The sequence below is a fragment of the Bacteroides sp. D2 genome, from assembly GCF_025147085.1.
Taxonomy (GTDB): Bacteria; Bacteroidota; Bacteroidia; order Bacteroidales; family Bacteroidaceae; genus Bacteroides.
Map to the genome: position 1 here is coordinate 5,848,987 of NZ_CP102261.1, position 17,106 is coordinate 5,866,092.

Genomic DNA, 17,106 nt, shown 5'->3' on the forward strand with positions numbered 1-17,106 from the left:
TCCTCCTTCTAATTTATTAGTTTGACCGATATGGTTTGTAAATCATTACTGTTGCAGCCGGTCATAATTTCAAATTCACCGGGTTCTACCACGTAGTTCATGGCAGCATCATAAAAGCCTAAAGCTAAAGGAGAAATGTCAAACTGAACGGTCTTTGACTCCCCCGCTTTCAGGAATATTTTCTTGAATGCCTTCAACTCCTTTACCGGACGCACAACAGAAGCAACTTTATCATTCACATACAGTTGCACAGTCTCTTCGCCATCTCTGTCTCCGGTATTGGTTACTGTCACCGAAACGGAGATGGTCTCCTGTCGCGTATATTCTTTTTGGGTGCTCTGCGGAGCTGAATAACTGAATGTGGTATAACTCAAACCGTAACCAAAAGGATAGAGCGGAGCATTCGGAACATCGATATGCCGGGTGGTTGAGGAATGGGGCATATCTCCCGGACGTCCGGACTTCTTATAGTTATAGTAAACTGGTACTTGTCCCTCTACCCGTGGAAAAGAAATGGTCAATCTTCCGGAAGGATTATAATCACCGAACAGTATATCAGCAATAGCGGTTCCTGCAGAAGTACCTAAAAACCAGGTTTCGAGAATGGCCGATACGTTCTTGTCCACCCATTCGATAGACAGCGGACGCCCATTCATCAATACGACGACAACGGGTTTCCCTGTGGCAACCAGTTCTTTTATCAATTCTTCCTGCACACCCGGCAAATCCAGTTGGGCACGGCTTCTCGATTCGCCACTCATCAAAGCTTTTTCACCGACAACGGCAATCACCATATCACTTTTGGAAGCCAATTTCACTGCTTCTTTGAATCCTGACTTATCTTCTCCGTCAAAATCGCAACCACGGGCATATCCAACTTTCGTTTTGTTACCGCCGATTTTGTTCTTTATGCCCTGCAATACAGTCGTCACATGGCGATCTTCACCTCTTGCTCTCCACGAGCCCAGCAGTTCGGTCTGATTATCGGCCAGCGGACCTACCACGGCAATGGAACGGACATTTTTTGCCAGTGGTAATGTATGATTGTCATTCTTCAGCAGGACAGCCGATTTATGAGCCATGTCCAGTGCTGCATCCAGAAATTCTTTTTTCATGATTGTCTACGATTCGTATTCTTCATTACAGAATTTATATGGATCAGCAAACAGTCCCAAAGCATATTTGATATGCAGAATCCGACTGACGGAATTGTCGACATCTTCCATACTGATTTTACCGGCTTCTATCAGTTCTTTCATGTATTTATTATAGAGCCCATCCGTCATATCCATGTCGATGCCGGAATTGAAAGCCAGACGGGTAGCGTCTTTATCGTCTTCCGCCACTCCCTGCGCCACCAGCTGCTTCACTGCTTCCCAATCGCTTACCACAAAACCATTGAAATTCCATTGCCCTCTCAATAAGTCTTTGAGCAGGAACGGATGTGCGGACGCAGGAATACCATTTATATCATTGAAAGCACTCATAAAAGTAAGTACTCCCGCATCAATGCAAGCCTTAAAAGGAGGCAGATAAGTATCAAACAAAGTCCGTTCCGACATATCTACCGGAGCATAATCCCTTCCCGCCTGGGGAAGTCCGTAAGCTACCCAATGCTTTGCACATGCCAATACTGAATTATTCTCCCAAAGATTCCACTGAAAACCATTCACTCTTGCTTTGGCTATTTCACTTCCCAGGTAGGTGTCTTCTCCTGCTCCTTCCACTACCCTGCCCCAACGGGCGTCTCTTGCGATGTCGACCATAGGAGCGAACGTCCAATGTAGTCCGGCTGCCGAGGATTCAATCGCAGCAATCTTGGCAGCTCGTTCGATCGCTGCTAAATCCCAACTACACGATTCCGCCAAAGGAGTCGGAAAGATTGTCTTATATCCATGAATCACGTCCATCCCAAAAAGAATCGGTATCTTTATCCGGGAATGGCGCATATTCTTTTCCTGCAAATCACGCAATGTCTTTGCACCGGATATATTCAAAACAGAACCAACAAGTCCGCGTGCTATCAATGAATCGCTCAAATATTCTGATTCAGGACCGGTTAAAAGGGTACGGCCTACGTATTGGGATAACTGGCCGATCTTCTCTTCCACAGTCATCCGTGAGAGCAAATCTTTAACAAATGAATCCGCTTCCGGAGTATGAGGTAGTTTACTATTTCCGACGATCCGGGTATGCGGATCGCGAACATAAACTCTTATCCAATCAATATCGAAATCAAATTGCTGCAATTCCTCCGCAGGATAGCCGACGTCCAACTTGTCAAATGCTCCTACCTGCCCGGTGATAGCAATATCCCAAACTCTGTCCAGCCGATTCTCTTTACGAGCCTTAGTGATAAAATCAGTATATGCATCCCCCAACTGTGTACGGGTATGTATCTGGTAATTGACTTTATTATCTATCAGAAACGTAATGATGGCATGATTGTTATCAACAGGATCGGGATCTATCTGAACCGCATATACATGGAAATTATCTCCCGGCTTATCGTCTCCGATTTCAGTATATCGTATCTGACCTTTGGGTAGATTGATTCCCAACTTTTGCGTTTCCGAATTGAACAAATGCAAGGTTTGATTCGCTTTGGCCGGATAAGGATTTTCCCCGAAAGCTTTGGTAAAAAACTCCAGTATATCTATTTCGGCTACTCCAGCTCCTTTATAATGCCTCAACCAAAGTGCATTCCAAAGCCCATATAGATATGGGACTTTGGCTTTGATCTCTATGCGGCAGAAAAGAGGATAATATTTCTCCGTATCGGAATCTCTGCTGGACAGCGCTCCCGACCACCATCCGGTCTTGCTCTTCACACTGGGATGAACGGGACTGGGCGCATCTTTACTTTTGAATGAGCGAATTCGACAAATCTTCTCTCCTGTAGGAAGGGTTTCGATAAAGACCTGCTCCGGACGGTATGTCTGAAGCATGGCTTTATTTTCCTGATTATAGGTGGGTCGCCCCACTTTTTGGGAACCATATATTCCCCAATACCGGGAGTCAATCACATCTCCGTTAAACTCGTCTCCATCGTAATAAATCCATCCGGGAGGGGTTTCTGATGAAGGAGGAATAACGGTTTGGGCTTTCACCACCCCGATACAGCAAAATATGATTATTAGAATCTTTATTTTCAACATGATATTTCTTTTTAATGATTTACCAACCCGGATTCTGTTTCCAGTTCTTCAACTGCAGAATCTCACTTTCAGGTATGGGATACCAATACATTTTAGAATCAAACACTCTCTTTTCTACCACAGCACGGGAATAATCAAACTTCTCGACGGGATATTCCGGCTTTTCAGGAATCTCTGGTTCTGTTTCATCCCGGGTAAATACACGTACCCAATCTACATCCATCGAAACGTTTCTCAAATTGGCATTCCTGTCTTCGGGATAGCCGATACCATTTTCATTCTTTCCTCCGATTTGTCCGGTTATCGCAATGTCCCAGGTTCGCTTTTCTCTTCCCTCCGCTATTGCTTTGGTTATAAATGTATTATATCTGTCATCATAGTCAATCGTCTTGAATGTATTGGTTACTTTACCATCCAACAGGTAGCTGATGATAGCATGCTTATCCGGAGAAACCGGGTCCGGATCTACCTGAACGCCATACGTATGGAAGTCTGCTCCCGGATCAAAATCAAGCACTGTATGTCGTCCGTACCCATTCACGTTGATTCCCAGATTGCCTGTTTTATTATCATGCAAATGTAAAGCCTGGCTAAGCCGGCGGGGTGAAGCCGTATTCTCAAATTCCTTGACGAAAAACTCTTCAATGTCAAGTTCCGCAACACTGGCTCCTGCATAATGACGACACCACGGTCCCATCCATATACCATATATATAAGGTATTTTTGCACGAATCTCAATGCGGGAATGCAGAGGGTAATATTTCCCCTGATAACCATATTTGTCGGTATCCCGGCTGGACAAAGCTCCCGACCACCATCCTTCTCTCGTACTGGCAGTGCTTAATGTCGGAGCCGGTGGATTGTCGTCCTTGGTGGCTGCTATCCGGGCAAAGCTCAATCCGCCACTCCCTTTCTCAATCGTAATCTGTTTTTTACGATAAGTCTGGATATTTCCGGTGGGTTGTCCATACTGGGAGTTTCCTACCGGAGTGTCGCTTCCATACTGTCCCCAACATGAGTTGTTTATGACCAAATCATTGAATTCGTCCCCATCGTAATAATGCCATCCTTCCGGAACTTCGTTAGCCGGTATTACGGAATTCCGGGTAACAGCTCTTCGAGCCTGATTCTTACGGGTGATTTCAAGACCTAGCAAATCTCCTCCGAGTGTTTCTTGCGCAATCTTCCACCGTCTTACATCCCACGAACGATGTTCCTCAAATGCCAGTTCGACACGACGTTCACGCCGGATACGCTCACGCATTTCGTCTTGCGTCAATCCGGAAGGCAGATTCGGTTGTCCAGCACGGCTGCGCACTCGATTGACGTATTCTGCTATATCCGCATTTTCGGGATCGTACTCGTTCAAGGCTTCCGCATAATTCAGGTAAATCTCCGCTAAACGAAACAACGGCCAGATATGTCCCTGACTTCCTCCGCCGGTTTGGATATTCACATCTTCATTGAGGTATTTTTTCAGATAGAATCCGGTTTTGGTTGCATTGGTAACGCCCAGACCGTCTTTTCCACCGTCCCAATTCTCTACCGCCGTGCTTTTCCAAACGGAATCATTCAGCAGAATGGTAGCATTCAACCTGTCATCCCGGTAGAATTGCGGACGAACGGCATTTTCCTCATTCTCCCAACTAAAATAGCTACCATCTTTCATTTCATAAGAGTCTACCAGATTCAACGAAGGATTGATGCCGCCTACCCCACCATAACTGACAGGAAAGTTGTATTTTTCAAAGTCGGAACTGTTTCCGTAACGACGCATCAGAATAAACTCGGAATTCTGAAAGTTATTCTTGAATAAAGTGGCATAACTGCCATACAACGAATATATGCCCAGATCAATTACGTCTTTCGCAGCCTGTGCCGCAGCTTTCCATTTCTCCATATCGGAAGGAAGATCGCTTTCCGAAAGATTCTGCCAGTCCAGATACAAGGGACTGGCCGCATACAATAAAACTCTGCTTTTCAAAGCCAATGCGGCTCCCTTCGTTGCACGTCCCAAATCCGAATCGATTCCCCGTCCCGGAGTTAAATCGAGCACTTCGGCTACCTTATCACATTCGCTGGAGATGAATGAGATGCAATCGTCCATAGACGGGCGTGGAGTCTCCGAATAATCCGCATTGACGGATAGTGTAGAAGTAATCACAGGTACAGGTCCGAAACGCTTCACCAGCTCGAAGTGGAAAAACGCTCTTAAAAAACGGGCTTCATATTTCCACGTTTTCAAGTCATTCAGACGGTTCTGATATTCATTCTGATTATCCGGATCGAGTCTGTATTTATCCAGATTCACTCTGTCTACATTTTCTATAAATTCATTCGCAATACGAATTCCTGCGTAATACTTATTCCACAAATCATCCGGATTGGACCTTGAATTCCAGGCTCCGGTGTTGAAGTGCTGGATGTTGCAGGAGGCATTGGCATGTTCGGCATCATCGGTAGCGGCATCCAGCATAGCTTCGGAACCGATACGGTTGAAACCATCGGGCAGATACCGATAAGCATTGACCAGAAATTTGCTTGTACGTTCATAGGAAGTAAAGGTCATCTCGTTGTCAATAAACGAATCATACTCTCTGTCCAGATAATCACTGCATCCGGACAATATGCTGATAGCAGCAAGAGCATTCAATATGATAGATAAACCTATTGGGTATTTCATAATTATTATATTTTTGTTCTTACCTATTAAAAATCAATTTTTATTCCCAGGTTGTAGGAACGTGTCAACGGATATGTAATCAAAGAACTGCTTTCCGGGTCGGCCAATCCGTCAAGATGGCTCACGGTGAAAAGATTGCTCGCATTAGCATACACATACAATCTGGACAGTTTTATCGCTCTTGCTATTGACTGGGGGAAGGTATATCCAATCCGAATATTCTTCATTCTGAAGTAGTTTCCGTTTCTTTTCCAATATGTAGATGTCCGGTAATTGTTTTCAAATGTCCGGGTAGACAAACGGGGATAAGAAGCATTGGGATTCTCCGGTGTCCAGCTGTCGAGAGCCAGCTTTGAAGCAGAACCATTGTCGGTAAAGGAATAAGCCAACGGCCCACTCAAATAGATGTCTCTATTGGCAACGCCATGAAATAAAGCCTCAACGTCTATCCCTTTCCATTCAAAGCCTATTTTCAAAGCATAATTCCACTCCGGAATATTAGAATATCCCACAGGATAGGAGTCATTGGAATCGACTACTCCATCACCATTTTTATCGATATATTTTATATCACCGGGGTTTACTTCTCCAAACTGCGGTACCGGTAAATGTGACTTCAGACTTCCATTCGAGTCGAAATCACTCTCCTGATACAGTCCGTCAGCAACAAGTACAAAAGGAGTATTCACGGAACGCCCTTTACGATATTGATAATCGTAGAGTTTCACTTCTTCCGCCATATCGACAATTTCATTCTTTGCATACCACGCCGATGTTTCAACGTAATAGTTGAAGTTGTTTTTAAGACTGCTTTCGTACCTGATCGTACCCTCGAAACCTTGATTCTTTACTTTGCCTACATTCATATAAGGCAATATGTCGCCATAAGAGGCTCCAACAAATCCGGGAATAGTGGAATACGGCTGTGACAGGATATCATATCTTTCTTTATGGAAATAATCGAATTCTACCGACAGCCCTTTCAGTAAAACTGCATCCAATCCGATATTGAATACACGTTCCTTCTCCCAACTAATATCGGGATTGGCAATCATATCTGCCCGAAACCCGCCTGTTGATGACGACCCTGTACCTAAAAAATAGGAGCCGTTACTGCTATAAGTCTGGTCGAACAGATAACGTCCGTTCTCATTCTGATTGTTTCCAACCAGTCCGATAGATGCTCTTAGCTTCAAATATTCAACCCAGTTGATATTTTTCATGAAGTTTTCTTTCGACAGTATCCATCCGGCGGAGAAAGCGGGAAAGAATCCATATCTTTTTCCAGGAGCATAATCATCACAACCTGTATATGAAGCTGCAAATTCTCCTATGTATTTTTGATTATAAGAGTAAGTTACCCGCCCCGCATAGTTCAAGTATTTAATGTCATCACGACTTCCATATTTCTGATATAAATCAGACAGGAAAAAGATGCTGGCAGTGAGTTGATGTTGCTTGAAAACGCGATCATAATCCAACTGTGCCTTAAAGTTCAGACGACTCCAGTCTGTACGGAATCCTTCATCGGATTCCAAAGGAGAATCAGCGCCGTAGGGTGTATATAGCACCTCTCCCCCTGCTCCTTTGGAAAGGGAATAACGGGCATAATTCTGATTCTTTATAGATGAATCCGCCATATAGTTGTTGTAGGCAATACCGGCACTGACACTTAATCCCTTTGTCAGTTTCTCCAGATCGTATTTAGGCATAAAAATCAGTTGGAAAGTCCGGCTGTTTTCTTTATAAAGCCCTCTGCTGACGATATTACCGACCGGGTTGGTAAAAGCGGCATTTCCTCCATACGATCCGTCGGGGTTGTACACCGGAAATGCATTCGGAGCTGTTCTCCATATCGCTCCCAAAAGTCTGTTGGCAGAACTGCTGCCTCCGGGAATAGAGCGATTACCTACACTCCCGCTAAAATTGAGTCCGGTAGACAGGTGTTTGCTTATCTGGATATTCAAATTAGACCTGAAATTAAAGCTCGCATAATAGGCATTCGAGTTTTCCCGGCGTTTTTTATCGGTGTCTTTGTAGAAACCGATGTTCTGCAAAAGATTCATCATTACATAGTATTGCACCACATCTCCTCCTCCTTTAAAACTTAAATCAGCCATACTCAAAGGAGCTGTATTATTCAAAATGGCCTTTTTCCAGTTTACATTGGGGTAAAAGTAAGGATCGGTGTTGTTCTGATAGGCATTCAATTCCTCTGGAGTGTATAAACGAGGCAATCCGTCATTCACACGCACCTGATTGTATAAGGTGGCATAATCATACGCATTGATAGGATCGGGAACGCCCAACGGTTGTTGTATTCCCATTTGTAAACGGATACTGACTTGCGGAGCGGAAACGCATCCTTTCTTGGTTGTCACCAATAAAACACCATTTGCACCACGCATACCATATAAAGCCAGAGCCGAAGCGTCTTTCAATAATGTTACAGACTCGATTTCCGCAGTGGACAGACTTTCAATCGGGGCTTCGAAACCGTCGACATATACCAGCATTTTTTGTCCGCTTGCATAGGAAGTACGTCCCCGGAGGTAGAGATTCGCGATAGAGAAATCATAGCCGGGCTCTCCGCTTTGTTGCAACAATGTTAGTCCGGGAAGCTGTCCTTGCAGACTATTTCCCAAGCTTGCGGAAGTAGTTTTCAGCAAATCTTCCCCACGTATGGAAGAAATGGCACTTGTTCGCCTCCATTCCGGTTGTTGCCCATAGGCGACTTCTACAAGTGCAGAATCGGCTATGTGTTGAGCAAACAAAACGGGAGCATAAAAAGTGAGAATAGTAGTCAAAAGTATAGCATAACGCTTCCCTTTGTATATACTGTTTATTATTGTCATACCTTTTATTTTTAGTTGATTGAACATATTTACCATCCCGGATTCTGAAGCATATACCCTTTATCTATTTCGGTCTGCTTGATAGGATGTAAATAAGAACGGTCACTCCATAATCTGTTTTCAAAGACATAAGGTTTGTAATGTACTTTACCCGGTGCTCCTGTAACAGCGGAGAGCTGCAATCCATACATGGCACCTTTCATAACACCTTCATCATCGGCTATCAGCCAACGTCTTATATCCCAGAAACGATGATCTTCATAAGCCAGTTCCACGGCTCGTTCTCTTCGCAGTTTCTCCCTGAACTGCTCTTTATTCAAAGTGGAAGGAAAGCCCGGCATTCCGGAGCGTTCACGAACTTTCAGGACTGCATCGAATGCTTCTTTCGGGGGAGTTTCATAATATTCATTCAAAGCTTCTGCATAATTCAGATAGAGTTCGGCTACCCGGAAGACAATCCAGTCCATATTAGTGGAGTTGCGCGGAGCCGTTGCTCTTAGTACGCGAGGTACCCATTTGCGAACCAGGTGTTTCGTTTTATCATTGGCTACATTGTGAGCTCCACCGGGCAGAAAATTAAGAATTCCAATCTCTGTATTCCAGTTAGCTCCATGTGCTGCAATGGTTTGCGCAAAACGAGGGTCCAGTTCGTCGTACTTTTCAAGCAGATCATCGCCACCATCCATATTCCATGTTTGTTGGTTCCCGTCTTTTTTCTCATAGAAACGCACGAAATTGAAGGTTGTAAAAAGACCGCCGTCGCTCCAACTACTTCCCGCCCATGCCGGTATATTGCTTGTTATGGGATGACTGCTTGTTGTGAAATTCCGATATTTTTTGTTGGCCAGAATTATTTCTTTGTTATCGGGAGCAGTCCACACATGTTCGTAATTTGTTTCAGGTGTTCCCTCATCGTACAAGTCATAATAGCCAGAAGATTCAACAGCGGTAATGGCTGCCTTGGCTGCTTTAGCAGCTTCATTCCAGCGTTCTTTACTATAGTTTCCATATCCTATCAGGTCATTATTTCCACTTAAAGGAAGGTACGGATCGTCGGTATTGAACAAAGGACTCGCCGCATACAGGAGTACTCTGGATTTGAGGGCTAAGGCGGCTATCCTGTTTGCCCGTCCCACCAATATCGAATTCGTATAATAATCCGGTAATATGGAGGCAGCCCGGTCACAATCGACAAGAATGGAGTCTACACAATCGGAAAATGTATTACGGGGTAGTTTACCATCTTCCGACGGATTTATTCTACGGTGTATTATAGGCAGTCCACCATATCTATATACTCCTTCCCAGAAGACCAAAGCCCGCATAAAATAGGCTTCGCCTCTGGAACGTGTCTTAAAATCAACGTCTCCCGGATCATCGGGCACTTCGTCAATACGTTCAAGCACGATATTGCATTTTCGTAATGTCTGCCAACGGGTGTTGTGACGGGGGTCTTCATCCCAGTCTATGCTGCTGTTGTTATGATTGTCCACGTTCCACGAGGCATTGCCCTTCCCCCAGTTTGCACCTTGTTCGGCTTCATCACACGCTCCTGCCAGGGTTGAGGTTGCACACAATTTACGGTCGATCCCGCTACTTCCCATCGAGAACCCCAGCGGCATACCTTCTGCATAGATGCCTGTTATGTATTGTTCTGTCAAAGTCCTGTCGGCAAAGACACCGTCTTCATCCAAATCGACAGAGGGCGGAGCTTCCAGATAGTCACTACACGAAAACATCAATACAGACGACAGAAGTATTACACATATATATGTTATTCTTTTCATGATTATCAAAAATTTATATTAAGACCAATATTATATACTTTCTGCAACGGATATGTATTGATTTCAACATTTCCACTTCTCGAAGGTGCTTCCGGGTCCAGATCTACCACATCTGTCCACGTGAATAAATTGGAACCGTTGAAATATAATCTTACACTATTCAGGTTAAGCCGTTTGACAAAACCTCCGGTAAATGTATATCCTACTTCGAGGTTTTTCAATCGCAAATAACTGGCATCCCGTATCCAAAGAGTAGAAGGACGATAGTTGTGATCGGTTTCTCCGTTGGGATTCAGAGACAAACGGGGAAAGGTGATCTTTTCTCCTGCCTCATACCGTTCCTGTGTCCAACGTTCTTTTATCAGAGATTTCGCACTCTCTTCTCCTTTCGCGAAAGGCCACATCGACCGTCCGAAATATTTAATGGATACATTGTCGGCTCCCTGAAATAAGATGGAGAAATCAAATCCTTTATATTGCGCTCCGAATGAGAAACCGTAAATAATCTCCGGTACGGGGGTGTATCCTATCGGAACCATGTCGTAATCATCAATCACTCCATCCTGATTGACGTCTACATACTTGACGTCTCCCGGTTGCAACTGATTCCCGCTCCATGAACTTTTAGGACGGTCTAATGCATTGATTTCTTCCCACGAGTTATAGTATCCGTCAAAGATCAGTCCGAAAAACTGATTCTTTCTTCTTCCGGTAGTCATCTGATAATCATATCTCTTCTGCACTTCATCCATGTAGATGATTTCATTCCTCGCAAATGAATAATTGAAGCGTGCCCAATAATGGAAATCTTGTATATGATGTCTAAAATTAAGGTCCATTTCCCAACCGCGATTTTCCATTTCTCCAAAATTATATGCAGGAAGATTAGCACCTATAATCATGGGGGATGTTGATCTGTTGGCTAATATGTTATTTCGTTTTTCTTTGAATATATCAAATGAAGCAGTCAGACAATTATTGAACAGATTAATATCTACACCGACATTCATCTTTTTCGCCTTTTCCCAAGTCAGATCAGGATTACCGATTTTATTTTCAACAATCATCAGTGAAGTATACGGATTGGAAGCCAAACCGAAATTATACTTGTTCACACCCGAATCGCTCGCTGCTCCATAAGAAGACGGCAGATACAAAAATCGATCACCACCTATCTGATCGTTTCCTACCTCTCCGTAGGACCCTCTCACCTTTAGATATTTAACGATATTGTTTTTCGGAAAAAACTTTTCTTCACTGATGACCCAACCTAATGAAACAGCAGGAAAAAATCCGAACCGTTTGCCTTTGGCAAAATTCTCGGTTCCGTTGTATCCCATATTGAATTCTGCCAAATAACGGGAGGCATATTCATAGGTCAATCGTCCTACCAATCCCTGATAAGCATTAGGTACATAATATTGAAGGGAGGGGGAATAGTATTTACTCTGATTATACAGAATAAGTGCTGTCGTTTTATGAAGCCCGAAAGTTCTATTATAATCAATTCCAAACTCCATATATACTTTCCGGTTCTTATCCCATCCGGTACTTACAGACCAGATACTCTCTTCTGATTGGGGGATCAGATAGATGTAATCCGGATCTTCCGCATCACGGCGCGCAAGATAATAAGGAAAGGTTTTCGAATATTTCTTACGGCTGTAATAATAGCTATCATACGCGATACTCCCGTGTACGGACAAACCTTTGGTCAGCAAAGATGATAAATCATAATTCAGACGTAATGTTGTATTGATGTTATTTCTATTATCTTTCTGATAACCGTTGCTTAATAAGGTTTGCCAGGGATTGACGCTTCCCAATCCATCCTGTATGCGGACAATTTTATTGTCCACCAATCCCGGAGAGCTCAAGGGATTGGCGAAAGAAATAGCTTGCCAGATTCCACTGTTACCGGAGCCCGGAGTAATCACTCTACCTATCTGGGCGGCCATTTGAACAGTTGCCGAAAAGTCCCGCGTTATCTGAAAATCGAAATTAGTTCTGAAGTTATAACGGGTGTTACGGGGATTTACATCATGATCCGAATCTATCTTGGTATGTTTATAGATACCGGTCTGATCGAAATAACTTCCCGATATAAAGTATTTCACACGTTCTGTACCACCCGAAAGGTTGATGTTATGTTGAGTGCGGGTAGAAAACTTTCTAAGAAAATCGTCTATCCAGTTAGTGTTCGGATGCAAAATCGGATCAAAGCCATTTCTGTACAATTCAATATCTTTATCCGTGAATTTCGGTTGGTAGGTAGAACCCGAAACCCGGGAGTCATTTTCTAAAGCTTCATTGTATAAAGTTGCATAATCCGCACTATTCAGATAACTGGGGAGCTGGGTAGATTGCTGCAAAGCAAAATTACCCGAATAGCTCAACCGGGGACGCCCTCTTTCCCCTTTACGGGTAGTAATTAATACTACGCCGTTAGCTCCCTTTACTCCATAGATCGCTGTTGCCGAAGCATCTTTAAGTATATTCAATGATTCAACTTCATTCGGATCTATGCCGTCAAAATTAGTTCGTTCGATGCCATCGATCATTATTAAAGGAGCCGTGTTGTCTGTAAATGTACTGACACCTCTGATTAACAGACTGGAAGCGTCTTCGCCGGGAGCACCACTTCTTTGAAAAGCAATCAATCCCGGCATTCGTCCTACCAGCATGTTACTAATATTGGATTGTTGTGTCTGTACCAGTTCTTTCCTCGAAATAGAAGCGATAGATGCTGTCACACTTTCTTTCTTCTGCTTTCCGTAGCCGACAACAACGACTTCCTCCAGACTTTGCTCGGCTTCTTTTATTTCAATAGAAAGCACTTTATTGTCTTTTACAGGTACTGTCGTCGTGACATAACCGATATAACTGATTTCCAAAACTGCATTCGGATTTACAGATAAGGCAAAGCGCCCGTTTATATCGGAAATTATGCCGTTAAATGTACCGACTTCCTTGATATTGGCACCGATAATCGGTTCTCCTTTTGTATCGGTAATAGTACCGGTTATTCTCCGAGGCTCCTGTGGCTGCGAAGAAAGATTCTTTTTCACTGCCGTTTTTCTCTTTACAACAATCTGTTTTCCATTTATTTCATATACCAGATTTGTCTTTTCAAACAAGGCTGACAATTTTTCTGTGATTGTCTTCTTCCTGGATAGATCTACACTGACAACTTGATTTAAACTAGGTCGGATATCTTTCGAATAGATGAAAACGTAGCCTGTTTCTTTCTCTATATCTTTAAAATATTCCAGTAGAGTCCCTTTCTTTATATCATAGAGTTCGCTCGTTCCATTTCCATTAGCGAGAGTTACATTCGCTATAAATAGAAAAATAACAAAAAATTTCACAAACAGATATGATTTACAAAGAAAATATGCCCTATTTGCATGATTGTAATAGGAATTTTCCATATTTTTGCGTATCAATTTTTAGGTTTTTCATAAGTAATTGAAAAATTTAAATCTCACGGGTTCGGAAGAGTTGCCTCTCTTCCGAACTTCTTTTTTACAAAGGCTTCATTTCTGTGGTTTATTCATAGGCATTAATTTTTTAGGGTTATTACTCGATTTTTATACTTCCCGCTTCAATTGTACACTGGACATCGTACAGCAACGAGAAGGTTTTCATGACTTGTTCTATATCATCAAATAAGATAAGTTTTCCCATTGTACACTTTTGCGCAACTTCCGGCGTACATGTGATAGATACATTATAGTAGCGACTTAGCCGTTGGATAATATCTTTCATTGTCTCACCCCGGAACTGAAGTACGCCATCTTTCCATGAAATATAATCGTAAGCATTTACTTCGTCGATGCCGGATATTCCATCACTCAACTTAAAACGCTGATTAGGCAAAAGGACAAAATCTTCATTGGAGTTTGCTTTTACATTTACTTTTCCTTCTACCAACACCACGGATTGCAATGCATCATCAGCATAGGCAGACACATTAAACTTTGTTCCCAATACATTAACTGTCAGTTGGGGTGTCTCTACATAAAAAGGCCGGGAAGTATCTTTGGCAACTTCTATATAAATCTCTCCTTCTACTTTTATCCTGCGTTCGCCCGGACCAAAAGAGGAAGGGAAACGTAATTTACTTCCGGAATTAATCCATACTTTCGATCCGTCTGCCAATACAATGGATGAATGGCTACCATAAGGAACTATCAGTGTATTTTGTTTTCCGGGTTGAACCGCTCCCTCTTTGATTATCTCTGTTTCCTTACCATCGGATTGAATAGTAATATTGCTATCATAAGTAATGACGGCATTATTCTCTATCTGAATCGCTTCCGCATCATCTCTTATCAGCATTACTTTCTGATACAGAGTATCTGCTTTCACATTGACAAGCAGATCATCAGCAGTTCCGGACGTCTGAAAAGAATGAATCAACCAGAAAGAAACAATACCTAATATTAGTACACAGGCGGCAGCATAACGGGTAAATAAGATAAAACGATGTCTCTTATCACGACGCTCCATGCTTGTCTCTATACGTGCCCACAATCTTTCTGATTCTTCGGGTAAGCGCTGAACCGGATTCAGCCGGGCAGATAATATGATTTTGCGGGCCTCCTGTAGGGATGCTTGATCTTCGGGATGCTCTTTTTGATAATTAACCCACCATTCTTCCGATTCCTGGGTAGGAGCCAGACACCACAATATGAAGTCTTCATTTTGTAGCCATTGTTTTGTCGATTCGGGTATTCGATCTGAATGCATACTCGTTCTTTTTACGGTTTCACTTTAAAAACACGCAAAGAACAAAAATACCCCCACGAAAATTAAAGAAAATAACCGAAAAGGAAAAAATAAATAATTTGAGGCTGAATTTTACGCATTTGTTCGATAGCCCGATACACTAATTTCTGTGCTGCTTTAGGTTGTATTCCCATCAATTTCCCGATTTCCTCATAGCTAAGTCCTTGGGTATAACGAAGATATACAGCCTCCCGTTGCCGGTCTGTAAGGCTATCCAGCATCTTTTTCAGCTGTTTTTGCATAGCGGCTCTTTCTTTTTCTTCATCTATGAGTTCAAAGCCGTTCACTTCAATAAGGAAACTATAGTTATCAGAACCTTCTTCCAGAAATTCGGTATTCATTTCTTTTTTCTTAATGGTCCGAATCCGGTTCTTCAAACAGTTCAACAGATAGAACTTCATATTCTGACTTTCCCAAAGTTTGTGCTCACGCTCATATAAATGCAAAAAAACATCGTGAATGGCATCTTCTAAAAGTTCTTTACTAATGCCAAAAGCAATGCCGTATGAAAACAAATCGTTCTCATACGTCTCATATAACCACTTATATAAGGATTGCTTATTCTTCACACTATCTTCACAAAAAGTTAGAATCCTATCTTCTAAAGAATATTGAAATGGTAATTATCACCAGCCTGTCTCATCCCATCCGGCAGCGGAGTACCATTGTATCGACTGACGATAAAAAGGATTTATCTCCTCTTCATACGACTGACGAAATATATAAGTAGAAAGTCCTGCAGAGCCATTCATCGAGAAACTACCGCCATAACTGGAGTAATTATTAGGAGTAGTCTTCCAATAAACCACAGCAGCATCATAAGCAGCTTTCCAAGCCTCATATTCGCTAGTCTCACTACCTAAAGAACGTATTAATCCATCAAAATCATAATAATACTTACTGGACCGACAATCATAACAGAGTATGCCCGATGTGGCTATCGCTTGTCTGCCCTTAATATATTTCGGAATAATCTCACTACTGCTTTTAGCCAGTTGTTCCAACATGGAAGTGTTCACTACAGAAACAGAGACTCCTGCCGTCCAGGGATCACCTAAGCCCCAATTATATGGCAATTTGCCAGTATAAAGATTTTCATCTGCATAAAATTCAAAATATGCCTTTGCTATGTCCGTAGCCGATGCATTATTGGCAAACATAGCCGGAACTACTTTCTGATATGGAGCACCCGGTGCGGGTATCTCTGTCGGAGAGCCTATTATGTAATCCGCATGTTCCTTCAATTCATTGACCACCTCAACAGATTGCATAAAGCATGCATCGAAAAGAAGAAAACTCAAATGAGGCGCATTACGCAGAACATCTTTTAACTCGGAAATATCCATGTAATTTGAACCACCATCCTGTCCCCACCAACGGGTTTTATTCTGCGATTTTGCCAACCATCCTTCTCCATGAGACCACAAAACCAACCCATAACTCTGTGCCGGATATTCAGAAAATGCCGTGTTGATAACCTCCTTCATCTTAGAGACATCTACAGAGTTTCGTCCTTCATACGTAGCGATTACCTCCTGTACGACATTCTTCTTTTTATCCTTCTTCAATCGAATTAGTTTAGGACTTGATCCGGTATCAATGTATACGAGTAGGTTATAAGAGTTATCATCTACAGACTGCATTCCCTCTGTCATTTCCGCCAAATCCTCTGTGGCAAAGCTGCGAAGAGAATTGTCACCTGCTATATAAACAAGAACTGTACGCATCTGGACTCCTCTTTCATCATCGTCATTATGACAAGCGATTACCAGCATAGCCAAACACACAAACAAGGAGAATATTTTTATCTTTTTCATTAGATTTCAAGTTTA

Annotated in this window: 7 protein-coding genes and 1 pseudogene; all 8 read right to left on the minus strand. The window is 42.6% G+C overall.

What is annotated here, in order from left to right; genetic code table 11:
• Positions 1-8 precede the first annotated feature (8 nt).
• The 8 genes and pseudogenes from bglX to NQ505_RS22110 all read right to left on the minus strand — a co-directional run bounded on the left by bglX (position 9) and on the right by NQ505_RS22110 (position 17,091).
• A pseudogene (gene bglX / locus NQ505_RS22070) lies at positions 9-3,158 on the minus strand (beta-glucosidase BglX).
• A 19-nt stretch (positions 3,159-3,177) separates the two neighbouring features.
• The gene (locus tag NQ505_RS22080) at positions 3,178-5,841 is read right to left on the minus strand and encodes a RagB/SusD family nutrient uptake outer membrane protein (protein ID WP_009000087.1); all 2,664 of its coding nucleotides are present in this window, start codon (positions 5,839-5,841) and stop codon (positions 3,178-3,180) included.
• 26 nt (positions 5,842-5,867) lie between these two features.
• A complete protein-coding gene (locus NQ505_RS22085) occupies positions 5,868-8,696 on the minus strand; it encodes a SusC/RagA family TonB-linked outer membrane protein (RefSeq protein ID WP_009000086.1) in 2,829 nt (942 codons plus the stop codon).
• A 29-nt stretch (positions 8,697-8,725) separates the two neighbouring features.
• The gene (locus NQ505_RS22090; protein ID WP_009000085.1) at positions 8,726-10,483 is read right to left on the minus strand and encodes a RagB/SusD family nutrient uptake outer membrane protein; all 1,758 of its coding nucleotides are present in this window, start codon (positions 10,481-10,483) and stop codon (positions 8,726-8,728) included.
• Positions 10,484-10,488: 5 nt separating this feature from the next.
• Positions 10,489-13,914, minus strand: coding sequence for a TonB-dependent receptor (locus NQ505_RS22095; RefSeq protein ID WP_008025355.1), 3,426 nt, complete (start codon positions 13,912-13,914; stop codon positions 10,489-10,491).
• 148 nt (positions 13,915-14,062) lie between these two features.
• Positions 14,063-15,235, minus strand: coding sequence for a FecR family protein (locus tag NQ505_RS22100; RefSeq protein ID WP_004310276.1), 1,173 nt, complete (start codon positions 15,233-15,235; stop codon positions 14,063-14,065).
• 62 nt (positions 15,236-15,297) lie between these two features.
• Positions 15,298-15,843 (minus strand): RNA polymerase sigma factor, encoded by a 546-nt coding sequence (locus NQ505_RS22105; protein ID WP_004296671.1) that lies wholly within the window; start codon positions 15,841-15,843, stop codon positions 15,298-15,300.
• Positions 15,844-15,900: 57 nt separating this feature from the next.
• Positions 15,901-17,091 (minus strand): clostripain-related cysteine peptidase, encoded by a 1,191-nt coding sequence (locus tag NQ505_RS22110; RefSeq protein ID WP_004321143.1) that lies wholly within the window; start codon positions 17,089-17,091, stop codon positions 15,901-15,903.
• Between the last annotated feature and the right edge of the window lie 15 nt (positions 17,092-17,106).